The 19273-nt window shown below is 50.4% G+C and carries 16 protein-coding genes; 10 read left to right on the top strand and 6 right to left on the bottom strand.

The window, feature by feature from the left end; translation table 11 throughout:
- Positions 1-176 precede the first annotated feature (176 nt).
- Together L1P05_RS10825 and L1P05_RS10820 are read right to left on the bottom strand one after the other, a co-directional pair.
- On the bottom strand, positions 177-977 hold the full coding sequence (locus L1P05_RS10825) for a helix-turn-helix transcriptional regulator (RefSeq protein ID WP_012849098.1): 801 nt from the start codon (positions 975-977) through the stop codon (positions 177-179).
- 19 nt (positions 978-996) lie between these two features.
- Positions 997-1548, bottom strand: a complete 552-nt coding sequence (locus L1P05_RS10820; RefSeq protein WP_012849097.1) for a kinase inhibitor — start codon at positions 1546-1548, stop codon at positions 997-999.
- Between the two features lie 431 nt (positions 1549-1979).
- Here L1P05_RS10820 and L1P05_RS10815 point away from each other — a divergent pair, with 431 nt between their 5' ends.
- On the top strand, positions 1980-3179 hold the full coding sequence (locus L1P05_RS10815) for a serine hydrolase (RefSeq protein WP_015683407.1): 1200 nt from the start codon (positions 1980-1982) through the stop codon (positions 3177-3179).
- A gap of 103 nt (positions 3180-3282) precedes the next feature.
- Here the strand turns inward: L1P05_RS10815 and L1P05_RS10810 are convergent, their stop codons facing one another.
- From L1P05_RS10810 to ybjG, 4 genes are all read right to left on the bottom strand, one after another.
- A complete protein-coding gene (locus L1P05_RS10810; protein WP_012849094.1) occupies positions 3283-4650 on the bottom strand; it encodes an L-serine ammonia-lyase in 1368 nt (455 codons plus the stop codon).
- Between the two features lie 98 nt (positions 4651-4748).
- Complete coding sequence (locus L1P05_RS10805) at positions 4749-6041, bottom strand: HAAAP family serine/threonine permease (RefSeq protein ID WP_034162519.1); 1293 nt, start codon at positions 6039-6041, stop codon at positions 4749-4751.
- Positions 6042-6952: 911 nt separating this feature from the next.
- Positions 6953-7717: a DNA-binding transcriptional repressor DeoR gene (gene deoR / locus L1P05_RS10800; RefSeq protein WP_012849091.1), complete on the bottom strand. Its 765-nt coding sequence runs from the start codon at positions 7715-7717 to the stop codon at positions 6953-6955.
- A 347-nt stretch (positions 7718-8064) separates the two neighbouring features.
- The gene (gene ybjG, locus L1P05_RS10795; protein ID WP_012849090.1) at positions 8065-8673 is read right to left on the bottom strand and encodes an undecaprenyl-diphosphate phosphatase; all 609 of its coding nucleotides are present in this window, start codon (positions 8671-8673) and stop codon (positions 8065-8067) included.
- 1229 nt (positions 8674-9902) lie between these two features.
- Between ybjG and L1P05_RS10790 the strand changes: the two genes are divergently transcribed.
- The 9 genes from L1P05_RS10790 (at position 9903) to L1P05_RS10750 (ending at position 19219) form a co-directional block, all read left to right on the top strand.
- Complete coding sequence (locus tag L1P05_RS10790; protein WP_034162517.1) at positions 9903-10205, top strand: hypothetical protein; 303 nt, start codon at positions 9903-9905, stop codon at positions 10203-10205.
- A 624-nt stretch (positions 10206-10829) separates the two neighbouring features.
- Positions 10830-11357 (top strand): fimbrial protein, encoded by a 528-nt coding sequence (locus tag L1P05_RS10785; RefSeq protein WP_012849085.1) that lies wholly within the window; start codon positions 10830-10832, stop codon positions 11355-11357.
- A 69-nt stretch (positions 11358-11426) separates the two neighbouring features.
- Positions 11427-12014, top strand: a complete 588-nt coding sequence (locus L1P05_RS10780) for a fimbrial protein (RefSeq protein WP_034162714.1) — start codon at positions 11427-11429, stop codon at positions 12012-12014.
- Between the two features lie 110 nt (positions 12015-12124).
- A complete protein-coding gene (locus tag L1P05_RS10775) occupies positions 12125-14674 on the top strand; it encodes a fimbria/pilus outer membrane usher protein (RefSeq protein WP_370686059.1) in 2550 nt (849 codons plus the stop codon).
- 105 nt (positions 14675-14779) lie between these two features.
- A complete protein-coding gene (locus L1P05_RS10770) occupies positions 14780-15511 on the top strand; it encodes a fimbrial biogenesis chaperone (protein WP_012849081.1) in 732 nt (243 codons plus the stop codon).
- 30 nt (positions 15512-15541) lie between these two features.
- Positions 15542-16147 carry a pilus-assembly fibrillin subunit gene (locus L1P05_RS10765; RefSeq protein WP_071818526.1) on the top strand — a complete coding sequence of 202 codons (606 nt, stop codon included), beginning with the start codon at positions 15542-15544 and terminating at the stop codon, positions 16145-16147.
- A gap of 13 nt (positions 16148-16160) precedes the next feature.
- Positions 16161-16730, top strand: coding sequence for a fimbrial protein (locus tag L1P05_RS10760; protein ID WP_071818556.1), 570 nt, complete (start codon positions 16161-16163; stop codon positions 16728-16730).
- Positions 16731-16827: 97 nt separating this feature from the next.
- Complete coding sequence (locus tag L1P05_RS10755; protein WP_129985923.1) at positions 16828-17835, top strand: hypothetical protein; 1008 nt, start codon at positions 16828-16830, stop codon at positions 17833-17835.
- 100 nt (positions 17836-17935) lie between these two features.
- Entirely contained in the window at positions 17936-19219 is a 1284-nt protein-coding gene (locus L1P05_RS10750; protein WP_226079093.1) for an FKBP-type peptidyl-prolyl cis-trans isomerase N-terminal domain-containing protein, read from the top strand.
- The last annotated feature ends 54 nt before the right edge of the window (positions 19220-19273 follow it).

The raw sequence follows: 19273 nt of genomic DNA, 5'->3' as shown, positions 1-19273 counted from the left end.
ATTCTATATGATACATTTTGTATCATATAGAATCCACGATTTTATCATACGATTATTTTTTGCGCACCCAGAGAAGTGATTTTGTTCAATAGCGATCTCGCCCCTGGGTATCTGTGTTTGGCGATACCGTCTTTTCAGCGGTTATTCTATTTGATAACACGAAGTTAATCGTAACCTCACTGGCGCATGGCTTGGCGCAGGGCGCTGGGGGTGAGGCCATAGCGGCGCACAAAGCGGGCGGTAAAGCGCGATGGGCTGGCATAGCCGCTCTGGCTGGCGATATCGCCGATGGGGGCGTTCCCCGACTGCAGCGCCAGCAGCGCCTGGCCAAGGCGCACATCGTCCAGAATATCGCGAAAGCTTTTGCCTTCGGCGCTCAGGCGGCGGCGCAGGGTGGACTCGGCCATATGCAGGCGCTGGGCGACGTCGGTCGCCTGCCAGGCATAGGCGGGATCTAACAGCAGCAGCTGCTGGATCTGCTCCGTGAGACGATCGTGGCGTTCGTTCAGCAGCAGTGCGGTATGGCCGCTGGGCTGCAGCGCCAGCAGCAGGCTTTCGGCCAGATGGTTAAGCAGCGGCGGCGCCAGCGGCGCCCGCAGCGCATCCATCACGGCGTCCCACAGCAGCGTCAGCGTCGGCGTCATGGGCAACGCCAGCGAGGCGGCCGCCTCGTCGGAGGGCGCCGCCTGTGGATAGTGTTTTCGAAACTGACGCAGCAGCGCCGCGGGCAGATAGAGCATTTCGGCACGATAGTAGCCCGCGCCGGTCTGGTTGGCCATGCTCACTTCGCTACCGCCGGGGAACAGCACCAGCGAATCGCCCCCCGCCACTTCGCAGCGCTCACCCCATTGGATGGTCTTGCTGCCCTGCCGCACTCGGCATAGCGCCGGGCTGAACAGGGTGACCCGCCGCAGCTGGTGGCTCTGGCGGGCGCTGATCTGCTGTACCGTCGGCGTGGGCGTGACGGGATCGTGCATCTGCTGCTGTCTCCAAAACTCAGTGACCGTATACCGGCACCAGCTGAGCGGTGGCCAGTTTGTTGGCGTTCAGCATAAAGCCAACCAGGGCACCGCTGGAAGCATTATCGATCGGCAGCTTGTCGGTTTTCAGCGCCCAGACGGTAAATTGGTAGCGGTGCGGTTTGTCCCCCGGAGGCGGACAGGCGCCGCCGAAGCCGGCATAGCCAAAGTCATTACGCCCCTGAACCGCCCCGGTGGGCAGGGTGGTGCTGTCTTGTGCTCCCGCGCCGGCCTCCAGCTGGTGGACGTTGGCGGGGATGTTAACGATCGTCCAGTGCCACCAGCCGCTGCCGGTCGGTGCATCGGGATCATAGGCAGTGATAGCGAAGCTCTTGGTGCCCGCCGGGGCGCCGGACCAGCTCAGGGCCGGCGAGCGGTTGCCGCCTTCGCAGCCAAAGCCGGCGAAGAGCTGATGGTGGCTCAGCTGTTTACCGTTCTGGATCTCCGGGCTGCTCAGGGTGAAGCTCTGGGCGTGCACCGGTAAAGAGAGCAGCGCGAGGGCCGCCAGAGAAAAGGTGGTTTTACTCATGATATTTCTCCTGTGTGATGATGGATACAGGTTACTGGAGTTGGTGCGGGGATGCTGTGCCGAAACGCTCTACAATTATGCAGAATCGCTCAGTTAACCGCTTTTATGGGGCTGATAATGGACGTTATGGCACAGCGTCGCGGAGTGGATGGCGGGGGAGCGGGCGCGGCGGCGGCGGAAAAGTGTGCCCCCGGCCACAATCATGCGTCAAGAAGTGTCGTGATGCTGAAAAAATCCCTGGGATTACGCTAATAATCCCAAGGAATGTCATAAAATTAATACATTACTTCTCGGTCTGCTTAGCCGCCGCGGTGACGGTGACGCCCGCGGCCCTGCCGATGGTCAGCAGCTGCAGGCCGGGTCGCGTCAGGTGCGTTGCCCGGGGCAATGGCATATTGTTTGATCATATGAATGGATACTCTGGTCTTATCATGAAGAATCGTGCGCTTACCGTTTTTATCCGCAGGCTAACGCTGGGTGCGAGCCTGTCTTTGGTTGCCTTACCGCTGCTAGCCGCCGATCCGGCGCCGCCGCAGATCAATGCCAAAGCCTATATCCTGCTGGACTATGATAGCGGCCGGGTGCTGACGGAGGGGAACGCCGACGAGCGTCTGGATCCCGCCAGCCTGACCAAAATCATGGCGAGCTATGTTATCGGCCAGGCGCTGAAGAGCGGCAAGATTGCGCCTGGCGATATGGTGGTGGTCGGTAAGGATGCCTGGGCGACCGGGAACCCGCTGCTGCGCGGCTCCTCGCTGATGTTTCTCAAGCCCGGCGATCGGGTTCCGGTTGCGGAGCTGAACCGCGGGGTGGTTATTCAGTCCGGCAATGACGCCAGCATCGCGCTGGCAGATCACGTGGCCGGCAGCCAGGACGCGTTTGTTAATCTGATGAACCAGTACGTTGGCGCCTGGGGGCTGAAGAATACCCACTTCCGCACCGTACATGGCCTGGATTCCGAGGGCCAGTACAGCTCGGCGCGGGATATGGCGCTGATCAGCCAGCGCCTGATCGCCGATGTGCCGGATGAGTATCAGCTGAATAAAGAAAAGGAGTTTACCTTTAATAAGATCCGTCAGATCAACCGCAACCGTCTGCTGTGGGACAGCAGCCTGAACGTGGACGGGGTGAAGACGGGGTTTACCGGCGGCGCCGGGCATAACCTGGTTGCATCGGCGACGGATGGTCCGATGCGGCTGATTTCGGTGGTGTTAGGTGCGCCAACCGATCGGATACGCTTCGACGAAAGCAAAAAGCTGCTGACCTGGGGATTTCGTTTCTATGAAACCGTTACTCCGATCAAGGTAGGTCAGCCCTTTACCACCCAGAAAGTGTGGTACGGCGAGCGCAGCGAGGTGCCGCTGGGCGTGGACAAGAGCGCCGCGGTCACCATTCCCCGTGGGCAGATGAAGGATCTGAAGGCCAGCTATACGCTGACGCAGTCGCAGCTGGAGGCGCCGCTGAAGAAGGGGCAGGCGGTGGGCACCATCGATTTTCAGCTTAACGGCAAAACCATTGAGCAGCGTCCGCTGGTGGTGCTAGAGGATGTGCCGGAGGCTGGCTTTTTCGGCCGCATCATCGACTTTATTATGCTGAAGCTGCACAGCCTGTTCGGCGGCTGGTTCGGCTAAACCCGCCGATCGTCGCGTAAAAAAATGCCCGGCAACGCCGGGCATTTTATGATCAATCGTAACCCGCCGTCGATGGCGAGACGCGATCGCTGTCGTGGTCGACTTAACCGCAGGAGAGCACTTTCAGCGCCAGACCGCCGCGAGAGGTTTCACGGTACTTGGCGTTCATGTCCTTGCCGGTTTCGTACATGGTTTCGATAACCTTATCCAGGCAGACGCGCGGATCGCTGGTGCGGCGCAGCGCCATACGCGCCGCGTTCACCGCTTTGACGGCGGCGATGGCGTTACGCTCGATGCACGGCACCTGAACCTGACCGGCGACCGGATCGCAGGTGAGCCCCAGGTTGTGCTCCATGGCGATTTCGGCTGCCATGCAGACCTGAGCCGGACTGCCGCCCAGCAGTTCAGCCAGACCGGCCGCGGCCATAGAACAGGCGACGCCGACCTCACCCTGACAGCCCACTTCGGCGCCGGAGATGGAGGCGTTCATCTTATACAGCGTGCCGATGACGCCGGAGGCCAGGAAATAGCGGGTATACGAGTTGGCGTTCACCTCACGAATAAACTTATCGTAGTAGGCCAGAACGGCGGGGATGATCCCGCAGGCGCCGTTGGTCGGCGCGGTAACGACGCGGCCGCCGGCGGCGTTCTCTTCGTTCACCGCGAAGGCGAACATGTTGATCCAGTCGACAACGGCCATCGGATCGACGCTGGTCTTGTCATTGGTGACCAGCATACGGCGCAGGGCAGAGGCGCGACGCGGTACGCGCAGCGGCCCAGGCAGAACGCCCTCGGTGTTGATGCCGCGCTCGATGCCGGTGCGCATCACGTCCCAAACCCGAGAGAAGTGGGCCGCGATCTCGTCCTTGCTGTGCAGGGCCAGTTCATTTTGCATCACCAGGCCGGACAGGGAGAGCCCGGACTCTTTACAGTGACGCTGCAGATCGGCGGCGCTGTTATAGGGGTACGGGACGGCAGCCTGCTGACTGCTCTGCTGACCAAAGTGCTCTTCGTCAACGATAAAGCCGCCGCCGATAGAGTAGTAGGTCTTGCTGTAGAGCACCTTATCTCCGGCCAGCGCGGTGATGCGCATACCGTTTTCATGCAGAGACAGGTTGTCTTCGTGGAAGTTCATGCTGGTTTCCAGCGGGAACGCCACCTCATGCTGTCCGTTGGCCATCAGCAGACGACCGCGGGTCTCAACGTCTTTGATGAAGCCGGGGATGCTGTCGATATCGACGCTGTCCGGCAGGTTACCGGCCAGTCCCATGATGATGGCCAGATCGGTGTGGTGGCCCTTGCCGGTGAGGGATAGGGAGCCATAAACGTCAACAACGACGCGGGTGACGTCGTTTAGCAGACCTTTTTCGATAAGGTCATCGCAAAATTGTTTACCGGCCTTCATCGGCCCTACGGTATGGGAGCTGGATGGGCCAATGCCGATCTTGTAAATGTCAAAAACGCTAATCATATCGCCTCCAATGATTTATCAAGGCTGGAAATTCAATCTGTTGCCAGGATAAAAAAACGACCGATGCGAAAACCGCACCGGCCGGGCTGTTACTTTTATTAACCGAACAGGGTGTACAGGATTGCAGAGATGGCAATCAGGCCCATGATAACAACGAAAACGTTGCTGATATGGCCGCTGTACTTACGCATGGCCGGTACCTTGTTGATGGCATACATCGGCATCAGGAACAGGATCATGGCGATAACCGGGCCACCCAGGGTTTCGATCATACCCAGGATTGACGGGTTCAGGGTGGCGACGATCCAGGTGGTGATCAGCATGAACAGCGCGGTGATTTTGTTCAGCTTGCCAATTTCGATGCTCTTACCGCGGCCACGCAGTGACTTGATCACCAGACCGTTGAAGCCTTCACGGGCGCCCAGGTAGTGGCCCAGGAAGGATTTGGTGATGGCAACGAACGCAATGATCGGCGCAGCGAAGGCGATAACCGGCGTATTAAAGTGGTTGGCCAGGTAAGACAGAATAGAGATGTTCTGCGCTTTGGCTTCCGCCAGGTCGGCTGGAGACAGGCTCAGCACGCAGCTGAACACGAAGAACATGACGGTCAGCACCATCATGATGTGAGCGTAGCTGAGGATCTGGGAGCACTTCTTCTCAGCCAGCTCATCGCCGTACTCTTCACGCTTGGCCACGGCAAAGGCAGAGATGATCGGTGAGTGGTTGAAAGAGAAGACCATTACCGGGATAGCCAGCCACAGGGTCATCCACAGGCCGCTGCCGGAGGCAGAGCTGGCGATGGCGGCGCTGTCAAAGATAGCGGCGTTCCAGTTCGGGATCAGGTACAGGGCCAGCATCATCAGCACTGCAACGAACGGGTATACCAGGATGCTCATCACCTTCACGATCAGGTGCTCACCGAAGCGAACGATGGTCATCAGGCCCAGGATCAGCACCAGGGACAGGATGATACGCGGCGGTGCAGTCATCCCCAGCTGGTGAGTGATGAAGCTTTCCACGGTATTGGTGATCGCCACACTGTATACCAGGCAGATCGGGTAGATGGCGAAGAAGTACAGCAGCGTGATCAGCTTACCTGCGCCAATGCCGAAGTGTTCTTCAACCACTTCAGTGATGTCTTCGCCCGGGTTTTTGCCGGACAGCACGAAACGGGTCAGACCGCGGTGTGCAAAGAAGGTCATGGGGAACGCCAGGATCGCCATGATGATCAGCGGAATCAGGCCGCCGACGCCGGCGTTGATCGGCAGGAACAGAACGCCCGCGCCGATAGCCGTACCGTACAGGCCCAACATCCACATAGTATCTGACTTACGCCAGGCACTCTTGGAACCGGAGGTAGAAGCAATAGTACCAGTCTGAGTGGTGTCCATAGGGTCTCCAAATTGAACACATTTGTTCTGATCGGTCTGCCCGCCCACGGGCCGACAGACACTCAATCAGGGAACTGAGTGAGTTAATAATTCCTAATGAAAAAAACGAAAAAAGTTTAATCCGTTAAATAAAGTTGCTGCGCGAAAAAGAGTACAAACAGTAACCGGTCGCTGTTTGATTTAAACAGCGAACCGATTGAATCCGTTCACAAAACAACTTTTCTTGTTGGTGTGCTACAGCATTTTTCGGGCGCAAAGATATATTTTTACAGTTTAAACGTCCGTGATCAGGCTCTCAAATGCAATATTCATTTATTTTTTACCGTCATTTGCCGAATTTTTGGTCAAAAGAAAAACATAAACTTAACAAACGAAACTGTGCTTTTTAACACCTGGAGTGTAATAAGTAAATATTTGTATATATTATGTCATAACTGGTTTTATGACGTCGTCCTCAACTCAATCGCGTTCAGGTGAAATAACTCTTATAGGGTACGCTCTATTTATGTTTTTAATTCTTTGTTTTTAAAAGATTTGTTCTTTGATGGTCAGTTTATTTAAATCCCGATGAATTATTAACCTGGGTGACTGAAAATAGAGCAACCGTTATCGTTGATCCAAATAAAGGAATAATAGGAAAAACCGAACATGGATTATTTAATATTATGTATGATGATTTAAATTGCTGTCTGGAAAGCAGTTCACATTTTTAAAATAGAAATGCTAAGGCGATATTTCACACAGCGGTGGCGATTATTTAACCGCGATAGCCATGATGGGGGAGAGGCGGCGGCGGATGAGGTGGGGGATGGAAGGGGAGTAATCCCTACGCCGGCAGGTGTGGACGGCCAGCTCCGCCGACACCGCGCCGACGGAGGGAGACGCCGCCGCGTACGGCGGCGAAAGAGACCTCAGTACAGCAACTGAACCTTATGGGCGTTAAGGTACGTTTTCAGCTCACCGCGCGGCGCCTGATCGGCGATCAGCGCGCTGAAGTTCTCCAGCGGCGCGATCCAGGCGCTGCGGACTTCGCCAAACTTGCTGGCGTCGGCGATCAGCAGCGTGCGGTTTGCCCGCATCATCGCTTTGCGCTTCATCGCGATTTCGTCCAGGTTGTAACAGGTGGCCCCCTGCTGTACGGAGATGCCAGCCGCAGAGATAAAGGCCAGCGTTGGACACAGGTTGTCCAGCTCGCTGACGCCATCGCTGGTGGCAAAAATAGCGCTGTCCGGGTTAAACAGGCCGCCGCACAGGATCACCCTGCAATGGGGCTTGCTCTGAAGGGCCATAAAGGTATTGAGTGAATAGCAGACGCCGGTAAAGTGCCGCTGCTCATCAATCGCATCAATAATAAAGGGAACCGTGGTGCCGCAGTCAAAAAACACCACGTCATCCTCCTGTACCTGCTGGGCGGCCAGGGCGCCGATGTGGCGCTTCTCTTTGACCCGTCGCTCCTGCTGATCGCTGACAAAATAGCGAACGCTCTGATGGATCTTGGGATCGAGCACGACGTAGCCCCCCAGCAACACCACGTCGCTGTTCTGGGCCGCCAGATCGCGGCGTACCGTCATTTCAGAGACATTAAGTAATTCGGCCGCATCTTTCAGGTGCAGCTTATCGGTGCGTTTCAGTGCCTGGGACAGGCGGTTGATACGATCGTAACGCCGGGCTTCCATAATCTCTCTCGTTAAATGATTCCGTGAATGGCGTGCGGCGGGTCATCGTGCGGGCCGCAGGAATATGCAGCACAAGGCATACCGGCCACCCTGGCGATGCCTGATATCGATAGACGCCTTGGTGGAGGGATCAGGCATTTTGCTACGTCCGAACAGCACGGTGGCGACAGACGCAGACAGTGTTAATTCCTCTACATGATACGCCGAATTTTGATGATTACGTGACATTTTTATCCGTCACAGGCTGACTGCATAGACGGTTAGGGCGAGAGAGGGCGGCGCCAACGCCGCGATGGCATGCGCGCCCGGCATCGAGTCAGCGCATGCGGGAGGCGCCGCGGCGTTATTCAGGGTTGAACCCAGCCGCGCCGGATGACGTAGCCGAAGATCTGTCGGTACAGGCGTAGCAGCGCGCCGTACAGCGTATCACCGTAGCGTGGCCACAGCATTTGAACCAGCCCACAGCTGGCTAGCGCGACCAAAAAGGCTCCGATCATATCCAGCGGCCAGTGTACGCCGAGGTAGATGCGAGACCAGGCGATCGCGAGGCCACAGAGCATCAGCGCGCAGCCGAATCCCCTGCGCGGTGACCAGAAAAGAAACGCCAGCGCAAAGCTGAAGATGGCGCAGCCGTGATCGCTGGGATAGGAGTTATTTGGCGCGTGGGGTAAGAACTGGTGACCCAGCCCTATGCTGAATGGGCGGGGATGGGGCAGGATCCCGCCGATGATTTGGGCCAGCAGCAGCGTTACGATCAGCGCCAGCGTCGCTTGGCTGATCAGGCGGCGTCGTGCGGCGATCTGCCCGGCGGGTCCCCAGAGCCAGCCGCCGATGATCGTCAGCGGGATCAGCAGGATCAGATCCCGCGCGATAAAACGGGCCAGCGCAATCAGCGCGCCGGAGGAGTGCGGTGTGGCGTTGATCCACAGAAACAGGGTGTGGTTAAACTCTTCCATTAACACAGGCTCAATTAACAACGGAACAGAAGGGCATGACGCCCGCTCTCGCCAGCGACAGGCGAACGCCAGACTATAGAAGGAAGTGTTCGTTTGCGCCAATGCGAGTGTGTCGCGGTTGTCGCCGGGTTTAACTCGATAGCCTAGCCTGCAAGGCTTAAGGGAACCTTATGCTCTCTGCCGTGCATATCGATCTTTCCGTCTCGTATCGGTCGTTAAAATAATTGTTGTGGGAGCATCGGTTGAAAAGGCGACGAGTTGGTGATTTATCGCAGCGGGCTGCGCATCGTGACGCTTCATTGACCATAGAGGCCACAGAACCGATGTGCGGCAGCGCGACATTATTCATGCGCCAGACGATGTCGCGACGCGTCAGCTCCGGGATGCTCGGAGTCAATCATATTCAGTCCGGCAGCGCGCCGCCCCCTGACATGTCAGGCTGAAAAGAGCCCGTTCATCGACGTTTTCCCGTGGGGAGGATGAGACGGCTGCCGATGTCGATAATGCGAGCGCAGTCATGGGCCGCTGCGCGATGACGTCGTCTCGATTTAACCTATTCACGTCAGGAGAATGGTAAAAAAAGACAGGCGCGGCAATCTCGACAAGTGATGCCGGCGTCGGAGCGTCGACAGCAACGCTCTGCATCACGGGCGTAGGGGGCGAAACCAGAACCAAAATCATCGACGTTTTCCCCCGGCTGCCCAGAGTATAAATGGGGGGATCATCGGCGCTGGCAGGCATAAGGCAGGGGATGCCATTAAAGAGTCCGGCAAGGTGAGCGGATCGCGGCGCCAATCGACCGCGTTGATAAGCGAGAGTGTCGCCATGGCGTCACGGATTAACCGTGGGAGCGTCGCGGTCATCTCGGTGGCACGGAGCAAGGTTGGACAGAGCTCGCCCGGGGGCGTTCTCTGCCGCTAAGCCCTCCGACGAGTCACGGATTGGCTATGGCAACGGAGTCATCTTCTGCTGGTATCCCTATGTCACATTGACCGGCAACGCATCGCCCGGTGTGTTCTGGATCGCCTTACCTGCTCTGGCAACAGAGTTACCGATGAAAGGCGCTGACGCGTTTATTGTTACATCGTCTCCAGTGTCAGGCTAAGCAGGGGGAGGGGGCTGGTCCCTATGGCGTGTCGGGTGCCATATCGTTAATAGACAGCCTGGCGATGGCGATCCGCGCGCTATGCTGACAGGATCTCCCGGGTAATGACGCCTTCAGCGCAGAGATGCACAGTAGCGCGTCCTGGATCATCGACCTTCAGCGCATCCCCGGCAGCCGCATAGCTGCGATGTCTGATTTAGGTAAAAATCCAAAAATAACATTTCAGGAATTTACTTCTTTTATTCTCTTTTTTGTAAAACATGCCTACATCCTGAGGCTTCTTCACCTGATGCCTGGTCATAAGATCGGCATCACTCGCCAAAATTTTAGTCGTTTCATCCAGAAATATGGTATTGCGATTGAGTTGTATTTCTTTTCTGGCGTTGGTTTAAGAGTGTTTTTTTACCGGTGTAAAGCGCGCTTTTGAATGATATTTCATCGGTATTAGATGTATTTTAAAAGCCATATTATTTTTTCTGCTCGAGATATTTTTATCGTAATTAGAGAGATTGGAACTCAGAGGACAGAGGTCATACGTCATATTTATACAATGAACTTGTATATATCTATTGGAAGTGATTTCTTTAGTTATGATGTCGCTGTTTATACATTTTTATAAAAGTATTATGTAATTTATCTAAAGCTAAATAATTTTTTTATTTTTAATTTTATAAAAAAGTATTTGTTTTATGTCGCACTTTGCTTTCTTAATGCTCGCTTCACCTGTTTTTTTGATATATATCAGCAGATAATTCTGCTGTGAGGTTCGTTTTTAGATAAAAAGATCAAGTAAAAAGCTTTTACCAAAACAAAAATGTGTTTATGCTGAGTTCAGCCGAAGATATGTAACAAGAAATCTTTATGATTGTTTGATCATTATTCAAACAATGATCCATATGTATAGGCATCATCGCTGTGGTGGTTATTAACTGTATGTTCTGTAAAGAATAATCAGCGCTCATTGGTCAGCGTCGGTGAGTGACTGAGAGTGTGCTATGCAATAATCTAACGCAATAACATATTATCTATTGATATATAAGGAATGAGTATAATGAAAACGTTGTTTTTTAAAGCAGCTGGAGCTATGACCATCGCACTGGTAACGTTTGGTAGCCAAGCTGCGAGTGGGCAAGGGGTTGTGAATTTTAGTGGTACTGTAATTACCGCGCCATGTGGTATTGCTCCGGAATCTGCCGATCAATCGATTGATTTTGGTCAGATCTCGAAGAGCCATCTTGAGGCGGGTGGCATTTCCGTGAAGAAGAATATTGATATTAAACTGGTTGGTTGCGATGCGACCGCGCTGGCTCAGACCGGTAGTGCCAAGGTGACATTTACTGGCGTTACTATTACCGGCGCGCCTACCGAGTTAGGAACGACGGGCTCAACGGGTACGGCCATTGTTATTTCTAGTGAGGATGGCAGCTTAGTCTCATTTGGTAATGCTGGATCTGCACAAAAACTGAAGGTTGGCGATAATATTCTGCGTTATTCTGCATGGGTTAAAAGTGCTACGGGTGGTACATTGGCTGAGGGTGACTTTGCATCCGTGGCTAACTTTAATATTACCTACCAATAATGTTTTTTAGCTATCAGGCGGCGATATCGCTGCCTGATAGCTACCTCGATAGATATGGCATTATTTATTATGAAAAGAGCGATTGTATTCTTAGGTTTTATCCTGAGCTGTATTAATGCTCAAGCCGGTACATCCGCTGTCTTTCCGGCGCCAGGAATGTCATTGCCAGAGTATTGGGGAGAACGCGATGTATGGTGGCATGGACGAGCCCACTTCTCGGGTCAAGTTATTGCTCCTGCCTGTAGCCTGGCGATGGAGGATACGTATCAGGCTATCTATATGGGGGATACGCCTGTTCGAGAGCTACAGGATACGTTTAGCGGTCCAGAAAAAAAATTTCGTTTGCGCTTACGCAACTGTGAGCTAGCTGGCAGCGGTAGTAACATATTTATCGGTAGTAGGATTCGGGTAACGTTTAGCGGACGGGAAGGTGAGAGTCGCGATAAGTTTTCTGTCATCGGTCAGGCGCAGGGTATTAATTTACAGATAGCGGATAGTAGTGGATATCTGGCTAAATCTGGTGAGGTGATGCATCCTATGTTATTAAATGGAAATGAGCAAAGCTTGGATTATACATTGCGCCTGGTTCGAAATGGAAAGCCATTGCAGGCTGGGGACTATTATGCTGTGTTAAGGTTTAAGGTTGATTACGAATAAAAATAAGGGGATTTTTACAATTATATTTTATCTTGTAAATTAAATTTAAATCATAATCCGCTTTAATTTAGCGAGTCCATTTGTCTGCCGAATATCAGTGTAATGAGTGAATGATGAAAAATAATAAGCAGTTCACGATTAGTAAAATTGCGGTATCCGTTTTGCTGTCACTTTGGGCAGGAAGCGCTTACGCCGTGGATTTTAATACTGATGTATTAGATGCAGCAGATAAGAAAAATATTGATTTTTCAAGATTTTCTCAAGCCGGATACATCATGCCTGGGCAGTACCAGATGCAGGTTATGGTTAATGGACAAGCGATTAGTCCTTCATCACTGCCAGTCTCTTTTTTGGATCAAACAGGTCCGGCTCCGCGAAATGGCGAACAAGCTTTACCGCAGGCCTGCCTGACACCACCGATGGTGACGTTGATAGGGTTGACCGCGTCTTCTCTGGAGAAAGTGACTTACTGGGATGATGGAAAGTGTGCAGATTTAACTGCGCTAAAAGGCGTTACGCTTCGCCCGGATTTATCCAATGGTATTTTGGCGATTAATATGCCACAGGCTTGGATGGAGTACTCGGATGCCTCCTGGCTGCCGCCATCGCGTTGGGATAACGGAATCCCTGGCTTATTGCTGGATTACAATATTAGCGCTACGGCCAATAGTCCTCATCAGGGGCAACAATCTCAGTCAGTCAACTATAACGGTACCGTGGGGGCAAACTTAGCCTCATGGCGTATGCGCGCTGACTATCAGGGTGCAGTGAATCATATTTCAGGCAGCGGCCAGGGCAGCGATACCCAGTTTGATTGGAACCGCTTCTATATGTATCGGGCGATTCCACGCTGGCGTGCTAAGTTGACATTGGGCGAGAATTATACCAATTCAGATATCTTCAACGCCTGGCGCTATCTTGGTACTAGCCTCGAAAGCGATGATCGCATGCTACCGCCGAAACTGCGTGGATATGCGCCGCAGATCTCGGGCATCGCAGATACCAATGCCCGGGTAGTTGTATCCCAGCAAGGACGTATTTTATATGACTCTACGGTTCCTGCGGGTCCGTTTACTATCCAGGACTTAGACAGCTCTGTACGTGGGCGTTTAAATGTAGAGATTATTGAGCAGAATGGCCAGAAGAAAACGTTTCAGGTTGATACGGCATCTGTACCTTATCTGACGCGTCCAGGTCAAATTCGCTACAAGTTATTCTCAGGTCGTTCTCGCAATGGTAATCATACGACGGAAGGCCCGCTGTTTATGGCAGGAGAGGCTTCATGGGGGATCAATAATACCTGGTCACTCTATGGTGGGGCAGTAGCTGCCGGGGAATATAATGCTTTGGCCCTGGGGGCTGGTCGTGATTTATACCAGCTGGGTACTCTCGCGGTGGATGTTACTCAATCCGTGGCCAACCTGCCTGGGATTGGTACCAAGCAAGGGAAGTCTTGGCGGCTGAGTTACTCTAAACGCTTTGATGAAGCTAATGCAGATATCACTTTCGCCGGTTATCGATTCTCCGAGCGAAATTATATGACGATGGAGCAATATCTCGATGCTCGCTATAGAAATAACTTGCGTGGTCGAGAGAAGGAGCTGTATACCGTTTCTTTGAATAAATCTTTTGATGATTGGAATACCTCTATTGGGGTGCAATACAGTTATCAAACATATTGGGATCAACGCTCGTCAGATAACTATTCAGTATCTTTGAATAATTACTTTGATGTCTTCGGGATTAAAAATATATCTGCAGGTATTTCTGCGTCACGCGCTAGATACTCTCGTAACAGTGATATTCCTGGGGCGAATGATGCTTATAATGATTCTATTTTTATGCGCCTTTCTATTCCATGGAATAACGGTACTGTCAGCTATAGTGGTAACATGAGTGCTGGCCGATATACTCAGACCGCAGGTTATAGTGACTCCCTCAATGGGGGACTGGACAGTTACAACGTGAGTGCCGGTTTGAGTACTGGAGATAATCAGGGGAATCAGGGGCAGGTCAGTGGCTATTATAATCACAGCAGTCCGTTGGCTAATTTATCTGCCAATTTCTCAACGCTACAGCGTGGTTATACTTCCTTTGGGTTAAATGCTTCAGGCGGTGCGACATTAACGACGAAAGGGATCGCGCTGCATGCCGGGGGCGTGAATGGTGGCACCCGACTATTAGTCGATACCGATGGTATTGGTGGGGTGCCTATAGACGGCGGACGCGTGTTTACCAACCGCTGGGGGATTGGGGTTGTTACGGATGTGAATAGCTATTACAGAAATACGACATCTGTTGACTTAAATAAATTGCCGGAGGATATGGAGGCAACTCGCTCAGTTGTTGAGTCGGTATTGACTGAGGGGGCAATTGGTTATCGTAAGTTTGAAGTGCTAAAAGGTGCGCGTTTATTTGTTGTATTGCGTTTGGCTGATAATACGGTGCCGCCTTTTGGTGCCAGTGTCACTAATGCACAAGGGCGTGAACTTGGCATGGTTGGCGATGCCGGCTTGGCATGGCTAAGCGGCGTTGTCGCTGGAGAGAAAATTAATGTTGGATGGGGTGAACAGGTTCATTGTGTTAGTCAGGTACCTGAGAAAATTAAGTCTGAACAACAATTATTATTGCCTTGTCGGGTGCCGGGAGAAATAAAATAAGAGGCAGTTTTTCACTGCATGCCTCATTTTAAATAAAGCACACGGCATTCGATTTTTCTTAAGAGCAGATACCAGTTTCCATAAATATAGGAATCAAATTAACATATGTTTAAATTAAGTCGCGCGATGAATAAAACGGTAATGGTGATAGCGTGTCTTAGCTTTTCTCCGTTGTCACAGGCTGCAATATCTCTAGATCGAACCAGAGCCATTTTTAATGGCGGTGAACGCTCGATGACGCTTAATATTGCTAATGACAATAAACAGTTGCCATATTTGGCTCAAGCTTGGTTGGAGAATGATAAACAAGAGAAGATCACGACAGGACCGCTTATTGTTACACCGCCAGTACAGCGTTTGGAACCCGGTGCTAAAAGTATGGTGCGAATAGCATCAACAGCGGAAATTAGCAGTTTACCGCAGGATCGGGAGTCTTTATTCTACTTTAACTTGCGCGAGATTCCACCAAGAAGTGAAAAGGCAAATGTGTTGCAGATAGCCTTACAGACTAAAATAAAACTGTTTTATCGGCCTAAGGCGATAGCTACTCAGCCCAATGCAGTCTGGCAGGATCAACTGGTCTTAAATAAGGTTTCAGGTGGTTACCTTATTGATAATCCATCGCCATATTATGTGACAGTTATTGGTCTTGGCGCTAATGCAAAACAGGCGCAGGATGGCGACTTTGAAGCGGTAATGCTGGCACCAAAATCATCACGGACGGTAAAGTCAGGTAGCTATACAACTCCTTATTTGAGTTATATCAATGATTATGGTGGTCGTCCTGCTCTGCAGTTTGTCTGTGCGGGTGACCGCTGTAGTGCGCTGAAGAAATAGTCATAGCAGTAGTAATGGAGAGAGTAGCCAATGAAAAAAGTGACAATAGCTTTAGCTGCCGTTGCCATGCTACTGACGCTCAGTATGAATCGGGTACTACATGCAGATGAAGTAGTTACGCATAATGATTTTTTTATACCGGATGAGTCACGTCATCAATGGATCAATGAGCAAAATGGGCGAACGGGAGAATTGATCGTCTATGGTGCGTTACTCTCTTCGCCCTGTGTACTGGCAACGAATGAGGTGATACTGCCATTAAACCGCGTGGCGCAAGGTCTAACAGAGCGTTATCCCCTAGTGCTAAATTTGCTGGGATGCGGCGAGGGTGGAGGCGTTGTCTCAGCAGGGTCTGTTGCAGGAGTAAACTCCACGCTGGTATTACACAGTGCGCTGTTGAGCGGAGACGATGGTAATGCATGGTCCCCTGAGCTACAGACAATAGGAAAGGGGCGCATATGGATGCACGGTGGTGCCAATCAGCTAACCTATTTTTTGACTATTACACAGCGACAGGCTTTGACCCATACAAGAGAAGCATTGCTGACATCTAAAACGGGTAGTCAACCTGCGCAGCCTTTTATCAGTCCGCGCGCACCGACAAGGTTAGTACAGTTGAGATTAGATTATGAATAGGCTATCGCAACCGATGCTGCAGATAAAGAGAGTTCGTGGCGTTTTTTATAGTATTAGCATTGTACTGCTCTTAGCTGGGACCGCCCCTGTCAATGCGGTGGATATGAACTTCTCCGGAGAGCTGCTGGAGCGTCCGTGTGAAATTAGTCAAGAAAGCTTGGTTCAAGAGGTGGGTTTTTTAACTCGTCCAGTGCGCGATTTTTGGGTCTCTCCTGGAAAGGGGCCGGCGACCGGGTTTAGTATAAAATTGATTAACTGTAATACGGCATCTATTGCGCGTGTGGTAAAGCTAAAATTCAGCGGGACGAGAGAACCGAATATGCTGGGTCAAGCAGATTACTTCCTAAGAGTTAATGGAGTTAATCAGGGTAGGCTCGCCATTGGCATATTAGATACGGATGGGAAAATGCTACTGAAGCTTGGTGATGCGCATAACCACCAGCAAGGGAATCGTATTGATGAAAATACAATATTGTTGAATTTTAAGGCTTTTGTCCAGGCGACGCCTGACGCCGTGAGGCAAAAAAACGTTTCTCCTGGTGATTACTCATCCGTAGCAGGGTTTGAACTTTTTTATGAGTAACGTCATTATGTTTTTATCTCATGCCAATAACATTATTTTATGATTTGGCATGTACTTTGTGCTTTAGAGTGTAAGTGTTTAATTGGTTGGGGGCCTTATGAAAAAAATAAAAATATTTTTTTTGCATTTTTTGATGCTCTATAGTTTATCGACTCAAGTCTCTGATGCCGCTTTGCGTGAGGCCGTTGTGTTTTCACCTAGTGTCCCCGTGAATGTTAATCAGTTGGGGCCATATACAATAGATGATACTGCTTCTGTTATTGCTGATTTAAACATACGAGTTAACAATAACGTTCAGATATATGATTGGTCGAAGTGTACGGGGGCCGGAGGATTAGAGACTATAAATGGTTATAAAAAATGGTATCTGGCCGTAGGTAATATATCAACGCAGCAAGGCTTATCTTTCTTACCTACCCGAATTTTAAACTCTGCAGGTGGAGTGGGAAACTATTGGTGGGATATGGGTGCGGTACCTGCTGTATGGCAGTCTCAGGCTAGCCGCTGTCATGTGCCTGGTGATACATATAACTTTGTACCTCCGCCAGTCAGTTTGCAAATAGGTCTTACTGTTAATAGAAACACCGCAGCTCCGGGGCGCTATGTTGTTTCTCTTCCATTTGGTTATGCCTATGAAGAAAATAAAGGAAATCCTGATGGATTACCTAAGGGATTAGAGTTGCTCAATCTTTTAGATGGGATTTTTAGCACGAGAATGGGTTCTGTTCCTGTTATTATTGATGTCATATCACGTTGTAATTTCCAAACATCTGATATTCAGCTTAGTCATGGTCAAATGACGCCTGCTGCATCTGAAGGGAATGTTACTCGACCATATAACTTAAATGTAAGCTGCTCGTCAGGAACTTCTGTATCAGTATCCATTGTGGGTACAAATCCAGTATCAGGGAGAACCGAGAATTTTACCCGCTGTGGTAATGGCGGTAGCTGTGAGATAACTTTTAACGGCGGGCGGTATAGAGAAACCATGCAGATTTCTGGCTCTACCAATCTTGCCATTACATCAACGTATCATCCTAATCAAGGGACACCGATAGAGGGAGCATTTAGCGGCAGTGCTGTCTTGTCAATCCTTGTAAATTAGCTAGTGGATGAACTTGTGAGCGCCGTATTTTACTATACGCTGATGCACATTTTTTAAAAATGTTAAACTCACCAGCGTTTTATTTTAAAGCTGCGAGGAAATGATGGATTTTTTCTTTGGCGATATGCAAAAAATAATCATAAGGGTTGTTTTAATATTATTGTTCCCCCAAGTGAGTATCGCCGAAAGTGATAATGGTGCTTCTGCTGTATTATGTTATGCACAACAGTATATGGAACAGCAAAGTAGCTCTCTCATCGATAAATTAAACGATAAAATAGGTGATGAAGTTGACCATGGATCGGGTAAACAGGGAGAACAATCGATGTTATCCGGTAGAAGTTCTGGATTACTTTCTGCAAATATAGTAAGGCAACAACGACTGATACTAGAGAGGCAGTTAAAGCAGTTACAGCTTGATAAACAGACACAACAAGAGCAGTTGCTAGAGTTATCGAAAAAATTAGAAAGCGCTAACATATTAAAAACTCAGTTAGATAGTTTACAAAATCAGTTAAAGAGTCAGTCTGAGGATTTTCAACAGAAATTAAATACTCTGGCTGATATATCCGCATTAGATAAAATAGAGTTGGTGAAACTGCAACAGGCTATTTCTCGATTTGAATCAGAGGGGATCAAACAGGGTGAGTTAATAGGTGGTCAGAACAGCATAATAAAGCAGGTGGAGAGTGATAATCGAGAATTAAAGGTCTCGTTATTATTGATCGAGAATGAAATGAAAAATGTGCCCACGCTGAATGTAGGATCTTTAGATAAAGAGGATGTTCGGCAAAATTATGCCAGTGGGGTAATGATTGGTCGAGATATCCAAGCCTCACAAACTATGCTCGGCATCAACGTTGATAATAGGATATTGTTGGCAGGTGTGCGTGACGCTCTTAATCATCAGGTTAAAATTAACGAAAAGATGCTATCTGACAGCTTGGCAAGTATCGAATCGAATGTAAATAAGATGCGGCTGTCCATGATTAATGTGAATAAAAAGGCCGGGGCCGATTATTTGTCATCGTTTGAGAAACGTAAAGGTGTCCAAAAGGATAAATCTGGATTTTGGTATGTAATAGATCATTCAGGCGACGGAGACCTTATTGGCGATGGGCATTCAGTCGTTGACCTTGTAGTTACTGAGAAGTTAATCGATGGTACGGTTATCGAGGATATGGATGCTAAAGGCAGCGTTATATCTCAACCTCTGGATGAGTATCCGCGATTATTCCAATCGGCACTACGGTTAATGAAAAATCACAGTTCGATGACGTTGGTTGTTCCCTCTGAAATGGCTTATGGCGATGATGGTTATGCACCAAAGGTACCACCAGGCGCGACGATGGTTTATACCTTGCGGGTTGAAAATATAAAGTAATCTATTTTATATTTAATTGTGTGTTGATATTTAAAGATGGCGTTATATTATATC

This window comes from Edwardsiella piscicida, assembly GCF_021733145.1.
Taxonomy (GTDB): domain Bacteria; phylum Pseudomonadota; class Gammaproteobacteria; order Enterobacterales; family Enterobacteriaceae; genus Edwardsiella; species Edwardsiella piscicida.
The sequence above is the reverse complement of the archived record's forward strand: the minus strand, read 5'-3'. Positions and strand labels throughout refer to the sequence as shown.